This window comes from Lentzea sp. NPDC004789 (genome assembly GCF_053601075.1).
Window position 1 is genome coordinate 162,435 of the sequence record NZ_JBSGBE010000010.1, and the last position, 21,257, is coordinate 183,691.

Genomic DNA, 21,257 nt, shown 5'->3' on the forward strand with positions numbered 1-21,257 from the left:
ATCCTGCGTCCCTTCGGCTCAGCCGCGGATCCGGTGGCGCAGACATAGCCACTGCGCGGGCCGTCGAAACATCATGTCGGCTCAAGTTCCTCGATAGCTTCAGTGTTGCCTGAAATAAAACCGACCCGATGGCTCGCTTCCCGGTATAGCTCGCGGCGCGATATATTCAGCGACATGAGTGGTCGGGTCATGTCGGAGCAGGCGTTCCTCGTGCTCACCGCGCTCGCGGAGGAGCCGTTGCACGGCTACGCGATCGTGCAGGCGGTGGAGGAGTTGTCCGAGGGGCGGATGGTGCTGCGCGTGGGCACGCTGTACGGGGTGCTGGACCGGCTGGTGGCGGACGGGCTCGCCGAGCGCGACCGCGAGGAGGTGCACCAGGGGCGGCTGCGGCGCTACTACAAGCTCACCGACTCCGGGGTGCGGGCGTTGCAGGCGGAGGTCGCGAGGCTGAGCGCGAACGTGCGGGCGGCCTCCGCGGTGCTGAGGGGGAAGGGTGTCCAGCCGTGGGCGAACAGGGCATGAGCGAGCTGGAGCGGCGCTACCGGTGGCTGTTGAGGGTCCTGCCCGCGTGGTACCGGCAGGACCGCGAGGAGGAGATGGTCGGGCTGTTCCTGGCCGACCGGACGGACGAGCTCGATCTGGAGCACAGCTGGCCGGGCTGGGGCGAGACGGGCGCGATGCTGGGCCTGGCGGTCCGCACGCGGCTGGCCGCCACCGCCGCGCCGGTGAACGCCGTGCGGCTGGGGGAGGTCGTGCGGTGGCTGGGCGTGCTGGGGTTGTTGCTGGGGCTGACGTTCCTCGTGCCCGCGGTCTACGGCCGGATCGTGCAGCTGAGCAGTCCGGAGTTCGTGCCGGCGCCGTGGTGGGTGACGGTGGGCCACTTCGCCCCGTTGGTGGCGGTCGGGTTGCTGGTGAGCGGCTACCGGACGTGGGCGAAGGTCGTGGCGGGCGCGGCGCTGGTGCCGTGGCTGGCCAACGTGCTCACGGACGACGGTCCGGCGGGCGTCGGCAGTCTGCTGTGGCAGTTGCCGGCGCTGGTGACGTTCGGGTGCCTGTGCCTGGGTTTTCACCGGGAGGCGCCGGTCCCGCCGGCGCGGCCGCTGCTGTGGTGGAGCGGGGCGGCGGTGCTCGTCGGCGCGGGGGAGCTGCTGGCGTGGGGGACCGGTGACGCCGTGCTCGCGGCGGTGGTGCTGGGCGTGCGGATCTACGCCTACGTGCGCGGGGAGGTGGCGCTGGGACGAGCGCTGTCGATCTTCGCGTGGTCGTTCGCGGGAGGGCTCGTCGTGTCGTATGTGGACGGTCCGCCGCAGTGGCGCGGGTTCGTCGTGGTGACGGCGGCGCTGTGGCTGGCCAGCGCCGCCGCACCGGTCAGACGAGCGTCGGTTCTGGGTTCCCGACTGCCTTGATGGCCCTGCGGACGGGCACGAAGATCAGCAGGACGAAGCCGGCGACGAAGAAGATGATCAGCGAGATGATGGCGGGGCGGAGGCTGCCGGTGGCCTGGCCGACGCCGGCGAACACCAGCGGGCCGAGCCAGCTGGTGGAGCGCTCGCCGACCTCGTAGAGGGAGAAGTACTGGGCTTCCCTGCCGGGCGGCACCATCTGGCTGAACAGGCTGCGGGACAAGGCGTTCGTGCCGCCGAGCACGATGCCGATGCCCGCGGCGACGAGGTAGAACTGCATCTCGTCGCCCGCCTTGACGAAAAACGCGGCGGTGATCACGACGATCCACACCACGAGCGAGCCGAGGATCGTCTTCTTGGCGCCGACGCGCTTGGCGACGACGCCGTGCAGGACGCCGCCGACGAACGCGACGAACTGGACGATCAGGATCACCGTGATGAGCGTCTGCTGTTCGAACTTCAGCTCGACGCTGCCGTACTGGGCCGACACGTTCGCGACGGTGGCGATGCCGTCGGTGTAGATCAGGTACGTGCCGAGGAACGCGAGGGTGAGCGGGAAGGCCTTGGCCTGCTTGAGGGTGGTGCCGAGCTCCTTGAAGCCGGCGGAGATCACCGAGCCGCCGTGCTCGGCGCCGTGCGGTGCCTGGTGCTGGGCGAGACGCGTGAGCGGGATGAACGTGAAGCCCGCCCACCAGACGCCGGAGATGACGAACGCGATGCGCGCCGCGTCGGCGGCGGTGATGCCGAGGGAGTCGGCGGACAGCGTGATGGCGAGCTGGATCGCCAGTGCCACACCGCCGCCGAGGTAGCCGAACGCCCAGCCGCGGCTGGAGAGGGCGTCGCGTTCGTCGGGCGTCGCGATCTCGGGGAGGAAGGCGTAGTAGACGACGACGCTGGCGCCGTAGCCGATGTTGGCGAGGATGAAGAACAGCACGCCGAGGGTCCAGTTGGTGCCCTGGACGGCGGCGAGCGCGATGGTGGCGGCGGATCCGGTGAAGGCGAAGAAGGCGAGCATCTTCTTCTTGTTCTGGGTGCGGTCGGCGATGGCGCCCATGACCGGCAGCACCACGACCTGGATCACGGTGGCGAGCGAGAGCAGGTAGCCCCAGAGGGATCCGGCGGGGAACTGGGCCCCGAGGAACGTGACGTCGCAGTGGTCGAACGCGTTGTCGCCCGCGCAGGGATTCGCGCCGTTGAGTGCCGCGTCGGCCTTGGCGGCGTTCTTCGCGATGCTCGTGAGGTACAGCGAGAAGAAGACTGTGACCACGGACGTGGGGAACACGGAGTTCGCCACGTCGTACCAGACCCAGCCGCGCTGTTCGCGGCGGCGGGCTGTCTTGGCGTCGGCGGCGTCGTCGCCCTTGACCTTCATGTCGGCGGACTGTACTTGTCCGCCGACACGGCCGATGATCGACTGTCCAACCTGTTACCAGGTGCCGCGCGAGCGGAGCACCTGCCGCAGGACGTCGGGCCGGTCGGTGACGAGTCCGTCGACGCCGAGGTCGAGCAGGGCGCGCATGTCGGCTTCGTCGTCGATCGTCCACACGTGCACTTCGAGGTCGCGGCGGTGTGCGGCCTGGACGAACCGCGCGTCGACGACGGTGAGCCGTCCCTGGGTGACCGGGACCTGGGCGACCTGTCCGCGCACGGCGAGTCCGGCGAGCGGGATGCGGCCCGCCGCCCACAGCGCGCCGGCGGAGCGGGGTCCCATGGAGGTGAGCAGTTCCGGTCCGCCGCGGCGGCGCAGCCGGGCGAGGCGGTTGTCGGAGAAGCTCGCGAGGCAGACGCGGTGCAGTGCCTTGGCCTTGCGCAGCAGGGCGAGGATCGGTTCGACGGCGCTGTCGGTCTTGACGTCGATGTTGAAGAACGTGTCGGGCAGTTCTTCCAGGACGTCGGCGAGCCGGGCGATGGGTTCGCGTCCGCCGATGCGGGCCAGGCGCACCTCGGTCCACGGCAGGTCGGCGACTCGGCCCTGCCCGTCGGTGGTCCGGTCGAGGGTGTGGTCGTGGTGGACGACGACCTCGCCGTCGGAGGTGGCGTGCACGTCGGTCTCGATGTAGCGGTAGCCCTCCTGCACGGCGCGGCGGAACGAGCTCAGCGAGTTCTCCATGCCGGTGAGGTCGTCGACGTGCCAGCCGCGGTGGGCGAAGGCTCGGGGGTGCGGGCCTGCGAGGTACGGGTGGGTCACGTCGTGAGTGTGCCTGCCGGGCGTGGCTTCGGGGTGGACAGTGGGTGGCGGGACACTTTCTTCTTGGTCTCTATTTCTTCAGTGCAGCCTGAAACAAAACCTACCAGTCATCCGGACCGGCAGAACAACGGGCAGAAAAACCCGCAACGGAACCCCAGGCCCGGTTTCGTCATCGAAGTGGCGCATCCGTGCCGTGGTGGGGAGAGTTCGTTGAAGCGCGATCAGTCAAGGCAGAACGACCAAACCCCACCCGAAAACAACACCAATCGCCGTACCGGTACTGTCCGGATCCCTACGAAGGTCGGGCTTTCTGGCGCGTCGCTGGAGACCACCCGCCGCCATTCGCTACCGTCGCGCGCCATGGAGCGCTCCATGGAGGCGGATGAGCCCAGGCACTGCGCGTGGTGCGGGCGGCGGTTGCCGGGGAGTGGGCGGATCGGCCGGCCGAGGCGATACTGCGCGCAGCCGTGCCGTCAGCGCGCGTACGAGCGCAGGGCGGCGTTGCAGCGGGGTGGTCTGCCGGAGGACGCGGTCGTGCTCTCCACCGCGGAGCTCGCGGATCTGCAGGACAGGTTGTTCCAGCTGCGGTGTGCCGCGGAGGATGTGGTGACGGCGGCGCAGGACGGGGCCGAGAACGAGGAGCTGCGGAAGCTGGCGGCGGAGCTGGTGGAGTCGGCGAAGGGCTTGGAGCGGCTTCGGTAGCCGTTCGCAAATCAGCGAACTGACCGGCGTAGCGGGTTGCTTACGTCCGGTGATCGGACGATCATGACGCGCGTGACCTCCTTTAGCCGCACGGTGCTGGACCGGGCGGATGTCGGCTATGCCGTGACGGATGCGCGCGGGAACCTGTTGTGGTGCAACCGCGCGTTGGGCGTGGTGCTCGGTGTGGCGGTGGAGCAGGCGTACGGGCGGTCGTTGCCGGCGTTGCTTCCGGGTGTGCCCGAGGTGCCCGCGCCGGCGCGGGAGGTGCTGGCTCCGGGTCCGAAGTGGCTCGAGGTGCGGTGCTCGAAGCTGGGTGACGACCTGATGTACGAGGTCGTGGACGTGTCGGCGTGGCGTGATCGTGAGTTGACGGTGACGCAGGAGGCGGACGCGTTGCGGCGTGCGCAGGCGTTGGGGCGGATGGGCACGTGGGAGTGGTCCATCTCGGACGACCGGGTGACCTGGTCGGACACCTTGCTGGACATGTTCGGGTTCGCGCCGGGGATGGCGTTCGACTTCGAGCTGTACTCGCAGCTGGTGCATCCGGACGATCTGCCGATGATCGAGGAGACGCTGGACGCGGCGTTGAAGACGGGTTCGGTGTTCACCTACACGCATCGGATGTTGCGTCCGGACGGTGCGGAGCGGGTGTTCGAGTGTTTCGGTGAGGTGGAGCTCGACGAGTCGGGTGCGCCGGTGCGGGCGTTGGGGACGGCGCACGACGTGACGCAGTCGTCGCGGGTGCACGACGAGCTGGTGCGGATGGCGGAGCAGGATCCGTTGACGGGTCTGCCGAACCGCAGGGCGTTGACGCGCGCGTTGGAGCAGCAGCTGGCGAACAACGGTTCGGGTGCGTTGCTGGTGCTGGATCTGGACAACTTCAAGGACGTCAACGATCTGCGGGGTCACGCGGTGGGTGACCGGGTGATGCGGATGCTGGCGTCGGCGTTGCAGTCGCGGCTGGGTGATCGGTTGATCGCGCGGCTGGGTGGTGACGAGTTCGCGGTGGTGTTGCCGGGTGCGTCGTTGGAGGACGCGTCGGGGGTGGCGGACAACCTGAAGGAGGCGGTGGCGGGTTTTCCGCTGGCGGGGATCGGGACGCCGGCGCGGATCACGGTGAGCACGGGGCTGGCGGAGTTCGGGCCGGGTGACTCGTGGGAGCTGGTGCTGGCGAACGCGGATCTGGCGTTGTACGCGTCGAAGGCGGCGGGTCGGGACCGGGTGACGGTGTACGAGCCGAACCATTACGCGGACACGGTGAAGCGGGTGAGCGTGCTGGATCGGCTGCGGGCGGCGTTGGCGGGGGACGGGCTGGCGCTGTACGGGATGCCGATGGTGGAGCTGGCGTCGGGGACGACGTTGGGGCATGAGTTGTTGTTGCGGTTGGAGGATCAGCAGGAGCCTTATCTGGGTCCGGCGGATTTCCTTCCGGTGGCGGAGCGGTCGAACCTGATTCTGGAGGTCGACCGGTGGGTGTTGTCGACGGCGATCGACGCGTTGGTGGCGGAGCCGGATTCGCGGTTGCGGTTCAACGTGAACGTGTCGGGCCGGACGTTGGAGGATCCTGATTTCGGTGGTTTCGTGCTCGACCGGCTGGGGTCGGCGGGGGTGGCGCCGGGCCGGTTGGGGCTGGAGATCACAGAGACGGCCGCGGTGACCAATTTGGACGCTGCGGTGTCGCTGGCGACGCAGTTGCGCAGTTTCGGGTGCCGGATCACGTTGGACGACTTCGGTTCGGGTTTCGGGTCTTTTGTGCATCTGAAGCATTTGCCGATCACGGGGATCAAGATCGATGGCGAGTTCGTGAAGGGCATCGAGACCAACGACGCGGACGCGGTGCTGGTGTCGGGGATCGTGCAGATCGCGAACGGGCTGGGGTTGTCGTCGGTGGCGGAGTGGGTGGAGCGGCCGTCGCAGGTGGAGGTGCTGCGCGGGCTGGGCGTGCGGGTGGGGCAGGGTTTTCACCTGGGCAGGCCGGTGCCGTTGCGTGACGTGGTGAACGCGGAGCGCATGCCGCCGAATGGCGCATTGTCGTCTCAGGTGGTCGGAGCAGAGGATGGTGCGCGCTCCTGATCACCGCCTTGATGGGATGCCCGTGTCGTCTTGTGGTCTGCGTCGTCTTGAGTTGAGCGTTGCCGAGCCTGAGCTGTCGGTGGACTTCTTCGCCGCGGTGCTGGGGTGGACGGTGATAGCCGAGCCGGGTGGTTCTTTCACGGGCTGGGTGGGTGATCGGCTCGCGGCGCAGGTTGTTGCGGGGCAAGGGGGTTGGCGGGTCGTCTTCGGTGGTGACGAGCCGCGTGAGCTGACGGCTGGTTCCTCTGTGGACGGTGGTCGGGTGTTGCACGGTCCGTGGGCGCCGGCGCCTCGGCACGGTGAGCCGTGCTGGGTGGAGCTGCCGGGTGAGAACGAGGTGTTCTGGCGGCGGGAGCTGGGCTGGGAGGCCGCGCGGGCTGATGGGGGTGCTGGTCTTTTCACGTCGTCGCGGCAGGGTGATCCGCGTCCGGTGGCGGGTGCGGGCTCCGGGTGGACGGTGTTCTTCGCGGTGGACGACGTCGAGGCGGCGTGTGCGCGGGTGTCCGAGTTGGACGGTCGGGTGTGGTCGGGCCCCGTGTCGGCGCCGGTCGGGGTGACGGCGTCGGTGGAGGGCCCGCACGGCGGTCGGTGCGCGTTGCTGGAGCACCCGAAGGGGTGGGGCGGGAACTGGGTCAGCTAGTGGTGTCGAGCTCGGGTGGGAAGCCGCCGGTGGCGACGGGGCCCCAGCTGTCGATGGTGATGCGGATGAGGGCCTTGCCCTGGCGGATCATGGCGGCGCGGTATTCGTCCCAGTCGGGGTGTTCGCCCGCGATGCAGCGGTAGTACTCGACGAAGTCCTCGAGTGCTTCCGGCAGGTCGAGGACTTCGGCGGTGCCGTCGATCTGGACGTAGGGGCCGTCCCAGTCGTCGGAGAGCACGCACATGGTGACGTGGGGGTTGCGGCGGGCGTTGCGGACCTTGGCGCGCTGCGGGTAGGTCGCGATGACGATGCGGCCCTGGGTGTCGACGCCGCAGGAGACGGGGGAGACCTGCACGCCGTCGGTGGTGGAGCGGCGGGTGATGAGGACGCCGTGGTGGCGGGTGCGGAGGAACTCGAGCAGCTGCGGCCGGTCGACGAGGTCGGCGGTGGCGATCTTCGGCATGATGTGCAGCATGGCACGGTTCACCTCGTTCGACGGCACGGAACTCGCCTACCGGGAAGCAGGCGACGGTGTTCCGCTCGTGGTTCTCGCGGGCGGTCCGGGCAGGGCGTCGGAGTATCTGGAGACGCTGGGCGGGCTGGACGCGCACCGCAGGCTGGTCGTGCTGGACAACCGGGGCACCGGGGAGTCGGACGAGCCGGCGGATCCGTTCACGTATCGGCGGGACATGCTGGTCAGGGATGTGGAGATGCTGCGCCGTCACCTCGGTCTGGACGTGGTGGACGTGCTGGGGCATTCCGCCGGCGCGGGGATCGCGATGGGGTACGCGGCGGACTTCCCGGACCGGGTCGGCAAGCTCGTGCTGCTGACTCCGGCGTTGCGGTCGGTGGGGTTGTCGCCGGAGCAGAGCGATTGGGACGCGTTCCTCGCGGCGCGGGCGGGTGAGCCGTGGTTCGAGGGCGCCACGACCGCGTTGGCGCGCAACGCCGCGGGCGACGATTCGGTGGAGAATCGCGTGGCCGCGTCGCCGTTGCTGTACGCGCGGTGGGACGAGCGGGCGCAGGCTCATGCGAACGCCGAGCTGGGGCAGTGGAAGTACCACGTGGCGTTGGGGTACAACGCCGAGGGCGCGTTCGTGCCGGGTGTGTTGCGGCGGGCGTTGATGGACTTCGATCATCCGGTGCTGGTGTACGCGTGTTCGGAGGACCCGATCTCGCCGGTGCGGCGGTGTGCGGAGCTGGTGGCGTTGTTCCCGGATGCCACCTTGTACGTGCACGAGGGTGTGGGGCACTACCCGTGGGTGGAGGATCCGGATCGGGTGGCGAAGCAGGTCGCGGCGTTCCTGGCCGGTTAGAAGACCTGGCCGGTTAGAAGACCTGCGCGGTCGCCACGCGGTCGCGGCCGTTGTTCTTGGCCTGGTAGAGGGCCTCGTCGGCGGCCAGCAGCAGCGGGCTGAGCTCGGTGGCGCTGTCGGGGAAGACCGCGGCGCCCACCGACGCGGTCAGTCCGGAGATGACCCGGTCCTGGCCGAGGCGGTCGACGACGGCGATGTGCAGGCTCGCGATCTCGAGGCGGATGCGTTCGGCGGTGGCGCGGACCTCGTCGGTGCTGACGCCGGGCAGCAGCACGGCGAACTCCTCGCCGCCGAACCTGCCCACGAGGTCGTAGGAGCGCACCGAGTGCTTGAGCGCGTCGGCGACGGCGCGCAGGACGCGGTCGCCGGCGAGGTGGCCGTAGACGTCGTTGATCTGCTTGAAGTGGTCGAGGTCGAGGATGAGCACGCCGACGGTGGAGACGAGGCGGCGGGCTCTGGCGAGTTCGCGTTCGGCGACGTCGTGCCAGAAGGTCGCGTCGACCAGGCCGGTCTTGGAGTCGGTGCGGGCGGCGACGCGGAACTGGGGCAGCAGCAGGCCCATGTGCAGTGCGAGGACGGTGAGCAGCAGCATCGGCGTGAGCCACGGCCGTGAGGTCATGATGATCGCCACGCCGGAGCCCAGGCCGACCGACGCCTGCACGATCAGCACGTCGGAGGCGTTGCCCAGGGCGGTGCGGACGGGGTTCTGCCGGTTGGTCACGAAGATCGCGGTCACGACCAGCGCGTAGTTGATGAACCAGTACAGGAAGCCGGCCGTAACCAAGGCCAGGAGCGCGAGCGGGCCGTCAACGTCAAGAGCACGGTCCGGGAAGAACCCCAGAACGAGTTGCGCCGCGGCACTGCCCAGGACGACAGTGGCCGCGGAGAACACCTTGCGGAACAGGACCGCCCGCCGCTTGTAGACCCGGAACCACGAGTGCGTGTAGCTGATGACGATCAGCGCCACGAGCAGTGGCATCGGGAGTACGAGCACGCCCGCGAACAGCCACACCGACTGCATGTGGGCGTGCGGCGAGCCTTCGGCGCCGATCTCGCGGATCCGTTCGATTCCCCGTGCGGCCTCCAGGTGCAGCACCGCACCACCGGAGAGCAGCAGGAACCAGGGCCAGGTCAAGGCCTCGGCAGGGGTACGCCATGCGGTGGCGAGCGTGACGAGGGTCGCTGAGACAACCACCGTCACGACATAGGCCAGCACCACAGGAGGAAGCGACCATAACTTCCACCGGCGCGGGTCGAGCCAAGGCACGCGTTCACCCCCACACCACTGTCCAGGAACCAACCACTGTAGCTACCGGGTAACTCAAAGTCGTGGCTCCATGTGGGGGACCTCACCGTGAGTAGTCCTCACAGAATGCACCCCGAAAATCCGCGCTGGTTCAAGCGCAACGAACACCCGTAGGAGCAGTCATGATCAACCGTACCTCTGCCCCGCGTCCGGTTCGTCCGACCGACTGGTTGCGTCCCACGGACTGGGCCCGTGTCGCTGATCTGGGTCGTCCGACCGACTGGCGGCGCTGAGCCACCACGCGGTCGCCGCCCCGCCGGCCGCGAGCACGCCCAGTGCTCCGGCGGCGGCGACGACCAGGTGCGCCGCGAGGGTTTCCGCGGCCAGTCCGGCCAGGGCCACGCCGAGGCCCTGGGAGACCCGCAACGCGGTGACGGCCAGGCCGAACGCCTGGCCGCGCGAGGAGTCCGGTACCGCGCGCACGAACGTCGTGTTCGCGACCAGGTGGTAGGCACTGGCCGCACCGGACAGCGCGAACAACCCCACACTGACGACGAGGCCCGGCCGCAGCGCGGCCGGGACGAGAACTGCGCACGCGGCGATGGCGAGCCACGGCATGAGGCGCAGCTGTGGTCGTTGGCCCAGGCGTGCCACCAGCAGCATGCCCGCGGCCGCTCCCGCGGCGTAGGCGGCGAAGATCGCCCCCACTGCGGCGGGTCCGGCGCCCAGCCGTGCGGCGTAGGGCACGGCCAGTGCCTCGCCGACGATGTAGAAGCCCGACACGCAGGCCAGTGCGACCAGGGCGCGCAGCCGCCGGTCGTGCCACACCAGCCGGGCTCCGCCCACCAGGTCGGCGGGCCACGCCCGCAGGTGCGGGTGCGTGGGGGCGGGCCGGTCCAGCAGGAACACCCCGACCAGGAGGGCCGAGACGCCGAACGTGACGGCGTCGGCGACGAGCACGAGGTTGGGGCCCCACCACGCGACCAGTGCCCCGCCGGTGAGGAACCCGGCGACCTGGGCGGCCTGGGTCACGGTGCTCAGCACCGCCTGCCCGATCGGGTAGCGCTGGTCGGGCAGGATCTGCGGCAGCAACGCCGCTCGTGCCGCCCCGTGGGGAGCGCCCGCGAACTGCACCAGCACGAGCAGTGCCGCCAGTGTCCACAGGGGCAGCAGCGGTACCGCCATCGCCAGCAGCAGGGCCGCGCGGGCGAGGTCGGCGGCGACCATCACGTCTTTGCGCGCGAACCGGTCGGCGAGCCCCGACAGCAGGGGCCCGCCGACCAGGTCAGGCAGGAACGTCAACGCGTAGGTCAACGCGGTCAGGCCGGCGCTGGCGGTGCGGTCGTAGACGTGCACCGTCAGCGCGACCCTGGCGAACTGGTCCCCGGCCACCGACACCACGTGCGCCACGAACAGGGCGCGGAACTCACCGTCGCGGGCGAGCTCGCGGTAGCCGGGCATGCGCTACAGGATGGACGACCAGAACGCGCACTGGTGATCACGGGCGAAATCGGCGGCCTTGATTGCTCCGGGTGCCAGCGACTGCACCGCCGAACGCCAGCCGGGGTCGCCGGTGCGGGCGAAGCGGCCCCACGCGGCGATCATGTGGTCCGACAGTTCGCGTTGACCCGGCGACAGGGTGACGCCGGGGAACTCGAACAGCATCGTCAGCTCGGAGCCGTGATAGGCCTTGTAGCCGGGGAACGGTGGCAGCGGGAAGATCTGCGGCACGTTCTGGTCGGCGAACTCGTAGCCGGACACCCGCTGGTGCCGTCCGAGCTCCGTGCGTGCCTGCTGCGTCTGGCACGACCACGACTGGTCGGTCAGCACCCTCGCGATCTCGTCGCGCGCGTCGTTGTTGCCGTTGGCCGGGTAGTGGGCCAGCACCTGGTCCGCGGTGCTCTGGCCGAACAACTGCGCGAGCACGGTCCGGTAGCCGGCTTCCGGTACGGGCTGCGGGAAGAGGTACGGGGTGAACAACGTCATCTCGTCGTGTGTCGATCCCACCATCGTCGGCACGTGGTGCATGCGCCCGGTCTTCTGCGCGACGGCCGGGTCGATCGGCAGCACGGCGGTGTCGTAGGCGGGCCAGTTGAACCGCTCGTGCACCGTCAGCAGCTTGTCCACCGGCTGCGCTCGCAGGCACGCGAGGTCCGCGCAGCCGAGCGTGCCGGCACCGAGCTTCTCCACGTCGGCCCGCGGCCGCCAGACGCCGACGAACTCGCCGGGCTTGGAGCCGGGGGAGGTGAGCCCGCACGGGCCGGACTGGATGATCGCCTTGGTGAACAACCCCGCGGCGCGCGGTGACGCGAGCTGCGCGCACACGCTCAACCCGCCCGCGGACTCACCGAAGACCGTCACGTTGCCCGGGTTGCCGCCGAACGCGCGCGCGTTGCGCTGCACCCACTTGAGCGCCGCCTGCTGGTCGGCCAGGCCGAACGTCCCCGATCCCGGCAGGCCGGGGTGGCCGAAGAACCCGAACACGCCCAGCCGGTAGTTCACGGTCACCACGACGACGTCGTTCTTCGTCGCCAGCCACCGCGCGTCGTACTGCGCCGCCGCGCCGCCGGTGAACGCGCCGCCGTGGATCCACACCATCACCGGTCGCGGCTTGTGCGACGGCTTGGCTGGTGTGACGACGTTGAGGTAGAGGCAGTCCTCGGTCTGCGACGGTGGCTGGCCCAGCTGTGAGTTCTGCGCGCAGACCGGGCTCTGTCCCGTCGCGTCCCGCACGCCCTGCCACGGTGTCACCGGCTGCGGGTCGCGCCAGCGGTTCGCGCCGACCGGCGGCGCGGCGTACGGGATGTTGCCGAACGTGCGATAGGTGCTGGTCACGGTGCCGGACACCGTGCCCTTGTCGGTCTGGACGACCCGGCTGTCGCTGTGCGCCCAGGCCGGCGGAACCTGTGTGATGGCGAACGCCATCGCGGCGGCCACGGCCGCCGTCAGAATCTTCGACATCAGTTGGATGACCCCCTTCGGGGTCGAACGTATCGAGCGCCGCAACGGGTTTACAGCACCGAAAGGCACTTTGTTCCATCCGACGAAAGTGGATGTTCCGGATCACCGGTTGCCGACATACCGACCGGTCGGTACCCTCCGTTCCGTGGGTGACACAACACTTCCGCTCGTCGACGCGCTCGTCTTCGACTGGGGCGGCGTCATGACGGTCTCCGTGCCCGAGTTCGTCGGCGCCTGGCTGCACGCCGAGGCCATCGACCGCACGGCGTACAACCGCGTCATGCGCGAGTGGATGAGCCGCGACGCGCTGCCCGACAACCCCGTCTTCCGCCTGGAGACCGGGGAGCTGACCGTGCCCGAGTTCGAACGGCTGCTCGCCGCCGAGCTCATCACCACCACCGGCGCCGAGGTCGACGAGACCGGGCTGCTGCGGCGCATGTTCGGCGGCGCCACCCCCGACCCGGCCATGGTCGAGCTCGTCCGCAAGGCCCGCACCGCAGGCCTGCACACCGCGCTGCTGTCCAACAGCTGGGGCGAGGGCTACCCCAAGGACCTGCTCATCGAGCTGTTCGACACCGTCGTGATCAGCGGCCGCGTCGGCCTGCGCAAACCCGACGAGCGCATCTACCACCACACCCTGGAGCAGATCGGCGTCCCCGCCGGTCGCGCCGTGTTCTTCGACGACGCGCCGGCCAACGTCGACGCCGCCAAGTCCGTCGGCATGCACGCCTTCCGCCACACCGGCGCCGACGACACCCGCGCCCACCTCGCCACCCTCGGAGTGACCCTGTGACCGACCTGCCCGGCCTCGACCTCACAGCACTCGCCACGCACCTGGGCACAGGACCGCTGACCGGCGAGCTGTTCCCCGGCGGCCGCTCCAACCTCACCTACCGCGTCACCGACGGCACCCGGCGCTGGGTCCTGCGCCGCCCGCCGCTGGGCCACGTGCTGGCCACCGCCCACGACATGGCCCGCGAGTTCCGCGTCATCTCCGCACTGGAACCCACCTCCGTGCCCGTGCCGCACGCCCACCAGCTCGTCGAGGACACCTCCGTCATCGGCGCGCCGTTCTACCTCATGTCGGAGATGCCCGGCGCCGCCCTGCGCGAACGGTCCCAGTGCCCGTGGCTCACCCCCGACATGGCGCGCACGCTGTCGGAGCGGCTGGTCGACGTGCTCGCCGACCTGCACTCCGTGGACCCCGCCTCCGTCGGCCTGCAGGACTTCGGCCGCCCCGACGGGTTCCTCGCCCGCCAGGTCACGCGGTGGGGCAAGCAGCTCGACGCCTCCCGCAGCCGCGACCTGCCCGGCATCGACGAACTGCGCGACAAGCTCGCCGACACCGTCCCCGCCTCGCCGCGGGCCGCGATCATCCACGGCGACTACCGCCTCGACAACGCCCTCGTCACCGCCGACCCCCTGCAGATCAGCGCCGTGCTGGACTGGGAGATGGCCACCCTCGGCGACCCGCTCGCCGACCTCGGCCTGCTCTACGTCTACTGGGCAGGCCTCGGCGTGGACAACGACCCCATCACCGGCAGCGTCCCGTCGATGCCCGGCTTCCTCACCGCCGACGAGCTCGTTGCCCGCTACACCGCCCGCACCGGCACCGACACCTCCGGCCTGGGCTGGTACATCGCCTTCGGCTACTTCAAGCTCGCCGTCATCGTCGAGGGCATCCACTACCGCTTCGCCAGCGGCAAGACCGTCGGCGCCGGCTTCGAGAAGCTCGGCGCGTTCACCGTCCCCCTCGTGCGGCAGGGTCTCGCCGCGGCCCACAAGGAGCTCTGACATGGACTTCGCCTACGACGCCAAGACCGAAGAACTGCGCACCAAGCTGCTCGCGTTCATGGACTCCCACGTCTACCCGGCCGAAGCGGTGCTGGAGCAGCAGCTGCGCGACGCCGCCGACCCGTGGGAACGCCAGCCGATCCTGGAGTCACTGAAGGCAGAGGCCCGCAAGCAGGGCCTGTGGAACCTGTTCCTGCCCGACGCCGAGCACGGCGCGGGCCTGACCAACCTGCAGTACGCGCCGCTGGCGGAGATCACCGGCCGCAGCCCCCACCTCGCCCCAGAGGCGCTCAACTGCGCCGCGCCGGACACCGGCAACATGGAAGTGCTGGCCATGTTCGGCACCGACGAGCAGAAGAAGCAGTGGCTGCAGCCCTTGCTCGACGGCGAGATCCGTTCCGCGTTCTGCATGACCGAACCCGACGTGGCCTCCTCCGACGCCACCAACATCGCCACCCGCATCGAACGCGACGGCGACGACTACGTCATCAACGGCCGCAAGTGGTGGTCGTCGGGCGCGATGAACCCCAACTGCGCCATCTTCATCGTGATGGGCAAGACCGACCCCGGCGCCGACCGCCACCGCCAGCAGTCGCAGATCCTCGTCCCGCGCGACACCCCCGGCATCACCGTCAAGCGCGCCATGCACGTCTTCGGCTACTCCGACCACGCGCACGGCGGCCACGCCGAGATCGTCTTCGACAACGTCCGCGTCCCCGCCTCGAACCTGATCGCCGGCGAGGGCGAGGGCTTCGCCATCGCCCAGGCCCGCCTCGGCCCCGGCCGCATCCACCACTGCATGCGCCTGATCGGCATGGCCGAACGCGCCCTCGAACTCATGTGCCGGCGCGCCTCGTCCCGCGTGGCGTTCGGCAAGCCGATCGCCGCCCAGGGCGTCGTGCACGAGTGGATCGCCGAGTCCCGCGTCCGCATCGAACAGGCCCGCCTGCTCGTGCTCAAGACCGCGTGGCTGATGGACACCGTCGGCAACAAGGGCGCCCACACCGAGATCCAGGCCATCAAGATCGGCACCCCGCTGATGGCCGAATGGGTCATCGACAAGGCCATCCAGGCCCACGGCGGCGCCGGCGTCAGCCAGGACACCCCGCTCGCCGAGCTGTGGGCCGCCACCCGCACCCTGCGCATCGCCGACGGCCCCGACGAGGTCCACCGCATGTCGCTGGCCAAGCGCGAGCTCAAGAAGTACCTGTAGAACGAGGTCGGGGCGGGCCCGCCAGGCCCGCCCCGTTCGGTCACAGGATCTCCTGCGTCGCCTCCAGACCCGCGATCGCCGACCGCAGCGCGCCCACGAAGTCCCAGAACAGCTGTGTCGTCGTGTTCTTGCGCTGCGCGGCGGTGTTCGTCGTGAACATCGCGCCGCGCAACGGCGTGGTCATCTCCACCTGCACCCCCGCGTCCAGCAACGTCCGGTTCACGATGTTGCCCGGATCCCCGCCGTCCAGCGTCGGATGCGTCGACGCGTCCACCGCCGAGATCCCCGCACCGGTCAGCGCCGAGACCACCCGCCCGCGCAGATCCGCGTTCGCGCCGCCCACCAGCGCACACGCCTGGTCCGGCAACGCCCGCCAGTTCCGCTCGGCCTCCGTGACCGTGCACCCGTGCAACGCCACCGCGTTGAACGCCCCCGCCGCGAGCGACAGCGCGTAGTGGTCATCACACCCGGTCGACGTCACGTGCAGCTCGGAGTTGCCCGAGGCCCGCAACCCCTCGAACATCCAGTAGTCGCACACCGCGCCCGAAGCCTGCTGCGTCGCCGGGTGATACCCCGCCACGGCCAGGCACAGCTCCGACGTCCCGGTCTCGATCCCGCCACCGTGCGGCGCGAACACCACCGTCCGCCCGAACGCCTGGTGCCGCAGCATCCGCCGGCCCCAGTCCACACCCTCCCGCAACGCCGGATCGCGGTAGATCTCGCTGTAGGACGCATAACCGGCCGCCCCCGCCGGCACCACGCGCGTCAGCAACGGTGTCGCCGCCACCAACCCGAGAAACACACGTCTGGAAGTCCCCATGACCCGGCACGCTACCGGCCGACAGCCACGTGAACGGGGCAGTCGCCCCAGCTCATGGCTGCCGCAGCCGCCCGGCAGCCCTCGTGCGGAGGCCAGTCGTTCCAGCTCGTGGCCGCCGCAACCGCCCCAGGCGCGCAGGTCAGTTGCTCAACGCCTCCCGCGCCGCCAGCGCCGCCCGGCACGCGTGCACGAAGCCCCAGAACACCTCGGTCGTCGTGTGCCGCCGGTCCGACCGGGAGTTCTCCGCGAACATCGCCGCCCGCAGGGGAGTGGTCAGCTCCAGCTGCCCGCCTTGGCGCGACCGCGTCCGGTTCGCGATGTTCGACCGGTCGAAACCGCCCAGTATCGGGTGGTCCACCGCGTCGATCGTGTGGAACCCGGCCCGCCGCAACGCCGCCAGCAGCTCCATGCGCAGCAACGCGTCCCGGCCGCCGACCAGCACCGCCCGGTCGTGGTCCTCCAGACCCGCCGCCGCGGCAGTACAGCCGTGCAGGCCCAACGCGTACGAGGCACCGGCCACCAGGTCGCGGGCCACGCGGTCGTCGCAGTTCGACGAGGTCACGTGCAGCTCGTCGTTCGCGACCGACCGCAGGCCCTCGAACATCCAGTAGTCGTGCGTCTGGCCGATCGGCACCCGCGTGGACGGGTGATAACCCGCGATCGCGAGACACAGTTCCGACGTGCCGACCTCGATGCCACCGCCGTGCGGGGCGAGGACGACGGACGGCGTGCGGGGCCGGTGCCGCCGGAAGCGACGCCGGTAGTCCACCCGTTCCACCAGTCGGGGATCGGCGTAGAGGTCGGAGTTGGACGCGTAGACGTCTAACGCCGCCCACTGAGGCTGGGGTCTCATGGCGGGCGGAAGCCTACCTTCCATCACCCGGTCGGCCGCCGCCCGCCTGGCGCAATCACGCGTCGATCTGCTTCGGGGCGTCCTCACCCGAGGTGATCGCGATCTTGCGGGGCTTCGCGCGTTCCGCGATCGGAATCCGCAGCGTCAGCACACCCGCGTCGTAGCTCGCGTCGATGTGGTCGGTGTCCAGCGTGTCCCCGAGGAACAGCTGCCGCGAGAACACGCCCAGCGGCCGCTCCGACACCTGCATCTCGACGTCCTTGCCCACCGGCCGGCGCTCCGCCTTCACCGTCAGGACGTTGCGCTCGACGTCGAGCTCGATCGCGTCCGGCGTCACGCCCGGCAGGTCGAAGCTCACCACGAACTGCTCACCGTCGCGGTAGGCGTCCATCGGCATCGCCGTGGGCCGCGACCACGTCCCCGGCGTCCCGAACACCTGCTGCGTCAGCCGGTCCAGCTCGCGGAACGGGTCAGTGCGCATCAACATCTGACACCTCCTGATATCCCTCGTTGGACTGTCAATGCGCTGCACCACTGTTGTAGCATGTCGTCGGAACGATGACAAGTGACGGCCGTCATCGGAAGGACGACATGACGAACGACCCGCAGAACGACCCTCGGAACGACTACGAAACGGTCCGCGCGGCCGCCGCCGCACCCGGCGACGCCAGCCAGGTCCTGGCCGCGCTCATGCTGCTGCGCGAACTGCGCGACGAGCTGTCCGGCTGGGAACCACAGCTCATCGAGGCCGCCCGCGCCCTCGGTACCAGCTGGGCCGACCTCGCCCCGGCACTGGGCGTCGCGAGCCGTCAGGCCGCGGAGAAGCGCTACCTGCGCGTCCGGCGCACCGGCGAGTCCGGCACCGGCGACGAACGCGTGCAGGCCGAACGCGACCGGCGCGCCGGCGACAAGGCCGTCGCCGCCTGGGCACGGCGCAACGCGGGCGTGCTGCGGATGCTCGCCGCCCAGGTCGGCCCGCACGACGACGCCGTCCAACAGGCCCTCGGCGGCGAGGACGCGGCCGGCCTGCTCGCGCCGCTGACCGAGGCCGCCCCCGCGTTGCGCGACGGCCATCCCTGGCTCGCCGAGCGCATCGCCGCCATCAGCGAGCAGACCGACCAGGTGCGGCTCGACGCCCAGTCACGCCTGGGGCAACGTCAACGCCGCGCCTGACGCTCCCTGCTGTTGTGTTGCACGCGGGGACCCCGCGTACTCCAGGAGAGTACGAAAGCTCCCCGCGTACTCTGGCGAGCGTCGAGTTCCGCGGTCATGTCAGTCGCGGCCGAGGCGCCAAGCCCGCCATCACGCCGGCAGCAGTCTCAGCGTCCCCGCCGAAGCGTCCAGCTCCGCCGCCACGCCCAGCGGCAGCGACCACTGCCCGGCGCAGTGCCCGAACCCGAAGTCGCCCAGGATCGGCACCCCCAGCCCGGACAACCGGTCCCGCAACACCGACGCCACGTCCCCGCAGCCCGTCCACGACCCCAGCACGATCCCCGACACCGGCTCGAACCACCCCGCCCGCAGCAGCTGCGTCAGGATCCGGTCCAGCCGGTAGGGCTCCTCGCCGACGTCCTCCAGCAACGCGATCGCCCCGTCGACCGGCGGCGCCCACCGCGGCCCGCCCACACCCGCCGCCAGCAGCGCCGCGTTGCCGCCCGTGAGCACCCCACGCGCGGTTCCCGCCACCACGGTCGTTCCGGCCGTCCACGACGACGTGCCCTCGAACAGCAACGCCCGCAGCCGCTGCTGCGCCACCGGGTCGTCGACGAAGTCCGAGGTGCCCGGCATCGGCCCGAACACCGTCGCCTGACCCACCAGGTTCAGCTCCGTGTGCAGCACCGTCACGTCCGACGAGCCCACGAACACGCGCGGCGGCAGGTCCTTCCACGGCACCAGATCGGTCATCCGCAGACAGCCGTAGCCGCCGCGCACGCACACCACCGCGGTCACGTCCGAGCACCACGCCGACACGAACTCCGCGGCCCGCGCGTCGTCCGAGCCGGCCAGATAGGGCAGCGACCACGACGCCACCACAGGTGTGGTGACCTCCAGGCCCCACGACCGCAGCACCGCCACCCCCGCCGCGACCTTCCCCGGCAGGGCCGGCCCGGCCGGGGACACCAGCGCGACCCGGTCGCCCGCGCGCAGCACGCCGCTCACTCGGACAGTTCGAGCACGGGCACACCGGGCGGGGTGAACCCGAACACCTGGCCGTAGAACGACAGCTCCGCCTCCAGCGCGGCCTTGATGGTCTCGGCCTTGCGGAAGCCGTGCTGCTCACCTTCGAACCTCAGGTAGGCGTGCCGGATCCCCGACCCCGCCAGGTCCGCGGCGAACCGGTCCGCCTGTTCCGGCGGGCAGATCTCGTCCTCCAGGCCCTGCAGCAACAACACCGGACCCGACGCCGATCGCGCCCTGCTCGACGGCGACCGGTCCCGGTAGCGGTCCTCGGCCTCCGGCAACCGGCCGACCAGGCCCTCCACGTAACGGGACTCGAAGTCGTGCGTCTCGCCGCCCTCCGACGTCCAGCCCTTCAGGTCCAGGATCGGGAACGCCACCATCCCGCACTGGTACACGTCCGTCGAGGTCAGCGACGCCGCCGACGTCCAGCCACCCGCCGAGCCGCCCCGGATGCCCAGCCGCTTCGGGTCCGCCGTGCCCTCCTTCGCGAGCTGCTGCGCCACGAACGCGCAGTCCTCCACGTCCACGACACCCCACTGCTCGCGCAGCCGCTCCCGGAACGCCCGCCCGTAGCCGGTCGAACCGCCGTAGTTCACCGCCACCACACCGATGCCGCGGCTGGTGAAGTAGGCGATGTCGAGGTCCAGCTTCGGCAACGCCCGCCCCGTCGGGCCGCCGTGCACGTGCACCACGTACGGCGGCAGCTCGTCCTGCGGTGCCGCGAAGTCCGGGTTGGACGGCGGGTACACGTACGCGGGGATCTCGCCGAACATCCGCTCCACCGGCTGCGGCAGGTAGGCGTCCTGCGGGGAGGCCTCGCCACCGGTCAGGTAGGTCAGCTCACCGTTGGACAGGTCCAGGCGCACCACCGCGAACTCTCGGGTCGGCCCGGCCGCGCCGCACACCACCACGCCGTCGCGCACCGACAGGTCCGGCGCCCACGTCGGCAGGTCGGTCTGCACGTCGGTCACCGTCGCGCTGCGCTCGTCGAGCACCGCCAGATGCCCCGACCGCACCACCAGGTACCGGCCCGGCGACAGCGGCGCGAACCAGCGGTTGCCCAGCCGCCACATCGGGCCGCCCAGCTCCTCCCGGCACGGCGCGAGGTTGCGGCGCGACCCGTCCAGGCCCACCCGGAACAGGTTCCACCAGCCGTCCGGGTCGGTCAGCGCCAGCAGCGACTCGCCCTCCCACTCGAACTGGCACACCGCCTCGGTCCGCGACCCCGACACCACCCGGTGCCCGGCCGAGCCGACCTCGGCCACGCACAGCTCGGTGCCGTCCCACGGCATCTGCGGGTGGTTCCAGCCGATCCACGCGAACTTCGTGCCGTCGGGGCTGATCTTCGGGCCGGTCATGAAGTGGTGCGAGGCGCCCAGCACCCGCACCTCGCCGCCGGCGGTGATCGCCACCAGGTCGCGGCGCACGTCGGTGCGCGCGTCACCGGTGATCGTCTCGCGCACGCACCACACCTCACCGTCCGGGCCCGCGGACAGGTCGGCGTACCGCACCCCGTGGTGCCGCTCGGGTTCGGGCGTCAAGGGCGTCGGCGCGGGCGCGTCCGGGTCGAACACGTAGACGCGCTGGTCGTCCCAGTGCGTGAACGCCACCCGGTCGTCGGACAGCACCGCGAACGGCCGGCCGCCGTACTCGTGCACCCGGTTGCGGGCGTTCCACGGAGCGGGGAGCACGTCCACGCCGTCGCGCACCAGCGCCACCCGGCCGCCCTCGGCCGGCCGGCTCTCCGCCCACCACACCCGCTCGCCGTGCAGGTCGGCCCACTGGAACCCACCGCCCGGCTTCGAGGTGTCACCGGCCGTGATCGGCGATTCCCAGGTCCCGTACGAAGCGATCTTCACCACAGCCC

At 70.5% G+C, this 21,257-nt stretch carries 21 protein-coding genes; 10 read left to right on the forward strand and 11 right to left on the reverse strand.

Going from position 1 to position 21,257, the window contains the following annotated elements; translation table 11 throughout:
* The first annotated feature begins 174 nt into the window (after nt 1-174).
* A complete protein-coding gene (locus ACWEIJ_RS23580; protein ID WP_449839366.1) occupies nt 175-522 on the forward strand; it encodes a PadR family transcriptional regulator in 348 nt (115 codons plus the stop codon).
* Nucleotides 504-1,406, forward strand: a complete 903-nt coding sequence (locus tag ACWEIJ_RS23585; RefSeq protein ID WP_449839367.1) for a hypothetical protein — start codon at nt 504-506, stop codon at nt 1,404-1,406. Before ACWEIJ_RS23580 ends, ACWEIJ_RS23585 begins: the two co-directional genes overlap by 19 nt.
* Here the strand turns inward: ACWEIJ_RS23585 and ACWEIJ_RS23590 are convergent.
* Nucleotides 1,369-2,775: an MFS transporter gene (locus ACWEIJ_RS23590; protein WP_449839368.1), complete on the reverse strand. Its 1,407-nt coding sequence runs from the start codon at nt 2,773-2,775 to the stop codon at nt 1,369-1,371. The two genes, ACWEIJ_RS23585 and ACWEIJ_RS23590, sit on opposite strands and share 38 nt — an antisense overlap.
* Before the next feature lie 54 nt (nt 2,776-2,829).
* A complete protein-coding gene (locus tag ACWEIJ_RS23595) occupies nt 2,830-3,591 on the reverse strand; it encodes a glycerophosphodiester phosphodiesterase (RefSeq protein ID WP_449839369.1) in 762 nt (253 codons plus the stop codon).
* 360 nt (nt 3,592-3,951) lie between these two features.
* On the opposite strand from ACWEIJ_RS23595, the gene ACWEIJ_RS23600 reads away from it, so the two are divergent.
* From ACWEIJ_RS23600 to ACWEIJ_RS23610, 3 genes are all read left to right on the forward strand, one after another.
* Complete coding sequence (locus tag ACWEIJ_RS23600; protein ID WP_030475304.1) at nt 3,952-4,293, forward strand: hypothetical protein; 342 nt, start codon at nt 3,952-3,954, stop codon at nt 4,291-4,293.
* Between the two features lie 72 nt (nt 4,294-4,365).
* Entirely contained in the window at nt 4,366-6,366 is a 2,001-nt protein-coding gene (locus ACWEIJ_RS23605; RefSeq protein WP_449839370.1) for a putative bifunctional diguanylate cyclase/phosphodiesterase, read from the forward strand.
* Nucleotides 6,367-6,418: 52 nt separating this feature from the next.
* Nucleotides 6,419-7,006, forward strand: coding sequence for a VOC family protein (locus tag ACWEIJ_RS23610; protein WP_449839371.1), 588 nt, complete (start codon nt 6,419-6,421; stop codon nt 7,004-7,006).
* On the opposite strand, the gene ACWEIJ_RS23615 is transcribed toward ACWEIJ_RS23610, so the two are convergent.
* On the reverse strand, nt 6,999-7,469 hold the full coding sequence (locus ACWEIJ_RS23615; protein WP_449839534.1) for a PPOX class F420-dependent oxidoreductase: 471 nt from the start codon (nt 7,467-7,469) through the stop codon (nt 6,999-7,001). The genes ACWEIJ_RS23610 and ACWEIJ_RS23615 overlap by 8 nt on opposite strands.
* A 10-nt stretch (nt 7,470-7,479) precedes the next feature.
* Here ACWEIJ_RS23615 and ACWEIJ_RS23620 point away from each other — a divergent pair, with 10 nt between their 5' ends.
* Nucleotides 7,480-8,322 (forward strand): alpha/beta fold hydrolase, encoded by an 843-nt coding sequence (locus tag ACWEIJ_RS23620; RefSeq protein ID WP_449839372.1) that lies wholly within the window; start codon nt 7,480-7,482, stop codon nt 8,320-8,322.
* Between the two features lie 13 nt (nt 8,323-8,335).
* Here the strand turns inward: ACWEIJ_RS23620 and ACWEIJ_RS23625 are convergent, their stop codons facing one another.
* From ACWEIJ_RS23625 to ACWEIJ_RS23635, 3 genes are all read right to left on the reverse strand, one after another.
* Complete coding sequence (locus ACWEIJ_RS23625; protein ID WP_449839373.1) at nt 8,336-9,523, reverse strand: diguanylate cyclase; 1,188 nt, start codon at nt 9,521-9,523, stop codon at nt 8,336-8,338.
* Nucleotides 9,524-9,754: 231 nt separating this feature from the next.
* On the reverse strand, nt 9,755-11,029 hold the full coding sequence (locus ACWEIJ_RS23630; RefSeq protein WP_449839374.1) for an MFS transporter: 1,275 nt from the start codon (nt 11,027-11,029) through the stop codon (nt 9,755-9,757).
* A 3-nt stretch (nt 11,030-11,032) separates the two neighbouring features.
* Nucleotides 11,033-12,529, reverse strand: a complete 1,497-nt coding sequence (locus tag ACWEIJ_RS23635) for a carboxylesterase/lipase family protein (protein WP_449839375.1) — start codon at nt 12,527-12,529, stop codon at nt 11,033-11,035.
* A 145-nt stretch (nt 12,530-12,674) separates the two neighbouring features.
* On the opposite strand from ACWEIJ_RS23635, the gene ACWEIJ_RS23640 reads away from it, so the two are divergent.
* The 3 genes from ACWEIJ_RS23640 to ACWEIJ_RS23650 are packed head-to-tail and all read left to right on the forward strand — an operon-like array spanning nt 12,675 to nt 15,536.
* Complete coding sequence (locus tag ACWEIJ_RS23640) at nt 12,675-13,322, forward strand: HAD family hydrolase (RefSeq protein ID WP_449839376.1); 648 nt, start codon at nt 12,675-12,677, stop codon at nt 13,320-13,322.
* Nucleotides 13,319-14,323: a phosphotransferase family protein gene (locus ACWEIJ_RS23645; RefSeq protein WP_449839377.1), complete on the forward strand. Its 1,005-nt coding sequence runs from the start codon at nt 13,319-13,321 to the stop codon at nt 14,321-14,323. The genes ACWEIJ_RS23640 and ACWEIJ_RS23645 overlap by 4 nt, the downstream gene beginning before the upstream one ends.
* 1 nt (nt 14,324) lies before the next feature.
* The gene (locus tag ACWEIJ_RS23650) at nt 14,325-15,536 is read left to right on the forward strand and encodes an acyl-CoA dehydrogenase family protein (protein ID WP_449839378.1); all 1,212 of its coding nucleotides are present in this window, start codon (nt 14,325-14,327) and stop codon (nt 15,534-15,536) included.
* A 40-nt stretch (nt 15,537-15,576) separates the two neighbouring features.
* Here the strand turns inward: ACWEIJ_RS23650 and ACWEIJ_RS23655 are convergent, their stop codons facing one another.
* The 3 genes from ACWEIJ_RS23655 to ACWEIJ_RS23665 form a co-directional block, all read right to left on the reverse strand.
* Nucleotides 15,577-16,356, reverse strand: coding sequence for a poly-gamma-glutamate hydrolase family protein (locus ACWEIJ_RS23655; RefSeq protein ID WP_449839379.1), 780 nt, complete (start codon nt 16,354-16,356; stop codon nt 15,577-15,579).
* Between the two features lie 139 nt (nt 16,357-16,495).
* Nucleotides 16,496-17,209, reverse strand: coding sequence for a poly-gamma-glutamate hydrolase family protein (locus ACWEIJ_RS23660; protein ID WP_449839380.1), 714 nt, complete (start codon nt 17,207-17,209; stop codon nt 16,496-16,498).
* A gap of 55 nt (nt 17,210-17,264) precedes the next feature.
* Nucleotides 17,265-17,696 (reverse strand): Hsp20/alpha crystallin family protein, encoded by a 432-nt coding sequence (locus ACWEIJ_RS23665; RefSeq protein WP_449839381.1) that lies wholly within the window; start codon nt 17,694-17,696, stop codon nt 17,265-17,267.
* 71 nt (nt 17,697-17,767) lie between these two features.
* On the opposite strand from ACWEIJ_RS23665, the gene ACWEIJ_RS23670 reads away from it, so the two are divergent.
* Complete coding sequence (locus tag ACWEIJ_RS23670) at nt 17,768-18,382, forward strand: HSP18 transcriptional regulator (protein ID WP_449839382.1); 615 nt, start codon at nt 17,768-17,770, stop codon at nt 18,380-18,382.
* 129 nt (nt 18,383-18,511) lie between these two features.
* Here the strand turns inward: ACWEIJ_RS23670 and ACWEIJ_RS23675 are convergent, their stop codons facing one another.
* Nucleotides 18,512-19,369 carry a S66 peptidase family protein gene (locus ACWEIJ_RS23675; protein ID WP_449839383.1) on the reverse strand — a complete coding sequence of 286 codons (858 nt, stop codon included), beginning with the start codon at nt 19,367-19,369 and terminating at the stop codon, nt 18,512-18,514.
* A complete protein-coding gene (locus ACWEIJ_RS23680; protein WP_449839384.1) occupies nt 19,366-21,252 on the reverse strand; it encodes a prolyl oligopeptidase family serine peptidase in 1,887 nt (628 codons plus the stop codon). The genes ACWEIJ_RS23675 and ACWEIJ_RS23680 overlap by 4 nt, the downstream gene beginning before the upstream one ends.
* Nucleotides 21,253-21,257 lie beyond the last annotated feature (5 nt).

What these genes read in the sequence shown, in the direction of transcription:
- ACWEIJ_RS23580 (WP_449839366.1), top strand. Translation starts at nt 175, where the DNA reads ATGAGTGGTCGGGTCATGTCGGAGCAGGCGTTCCTCGTGCTCACCGCG.
- ACWEIJ_RS23590 (WP_449839368.1), bottom strand. Translation starts at nt 2,775, where the DNA reads ATGAAGGTCAAGGGCGACGACGCCGCCGACGCCAAGACAGCCCGCCGC.
- ACWEIJ_RS23600 (WP_030475304.1), top strand. Translation starts at nt 3,952, where the DNA reads ATGGAGCGCTCCATGGAGGCGGATGAGCCCAGGCACTGCGCGTGGTGC.
- ACWEIJ_RS23615 (WP_449839534.1), bottom strand. Translation starts at nt 7,469, where the DNA reads ATGCCGAAGATCGCCACCGCCGACCTCGTCGACCGGCCGCAGCTGCTC.
- ACWEIJ_RS23620 (WP_449839372.1), top strand. Translation starts at nt 7,480, where the DNA reads ATGGCACGGTTCACCTCGTTCGACGGCACGGAACTCGCCTACCGGGAA.
- ACWEIJ_RS23630 (WP_449839374.1), bottom strand. Translation starts at nt 11,029, where the DNA reads ATGCCCGGCTACCGCGAGCTCGCCCGCGACGGTGAGTTCCGCGCCCTG.
- ACWEIJ_RS23635 (WP_449839375.1), bottom strand. Translation starts at nt 12,529, where the DNA reads ATGTCGAAGATTCTGACGGCGGCCGTGGCCGCCGCGATGGCGTTCGCC.
- ACWEIJ_RS23650 (WP_449839378.1), top strand. Translation starts at nt 14,325, where the DNA reads ATGGACTTCGCCTACGACGCCAAGACCGAAGAACTGCGCACCAAGCTG.
- ACWEIJ_RS23655 (WP_449839379.1), bottom strand. Translation starts at nt 16,356, where the DNA reads ATGGGGACTTCCAGACGTGTGTTTCTCGGGTTGGTGGCGGCGACACCG.
- ACWEIJ_RS23660 (WP_449839380.1), bottom strand. Translation starts at nt 17,209, where the DNA reads ATGAGACCCCAGCCTCAGTGGGCGGCGTTAGACGTCTACGCGTCCAAC.
- ACWEIJ_RS23665 (WP_449839381.1), bottom strand. Translation starts at nt 17,696, where the DNA reads ATGTTGATGCGCACTGACCCGTTCCGCGAGCTGGACCGGCTGACGCAG.
- ACWEIJ_RS23670 (WP_449839382.1), top strand. Translation starts at nt 17,768, where the DNA reads ATGACAAGTGACGGCCGTCATCGGAAGGACGACATGACGAACGACCCG.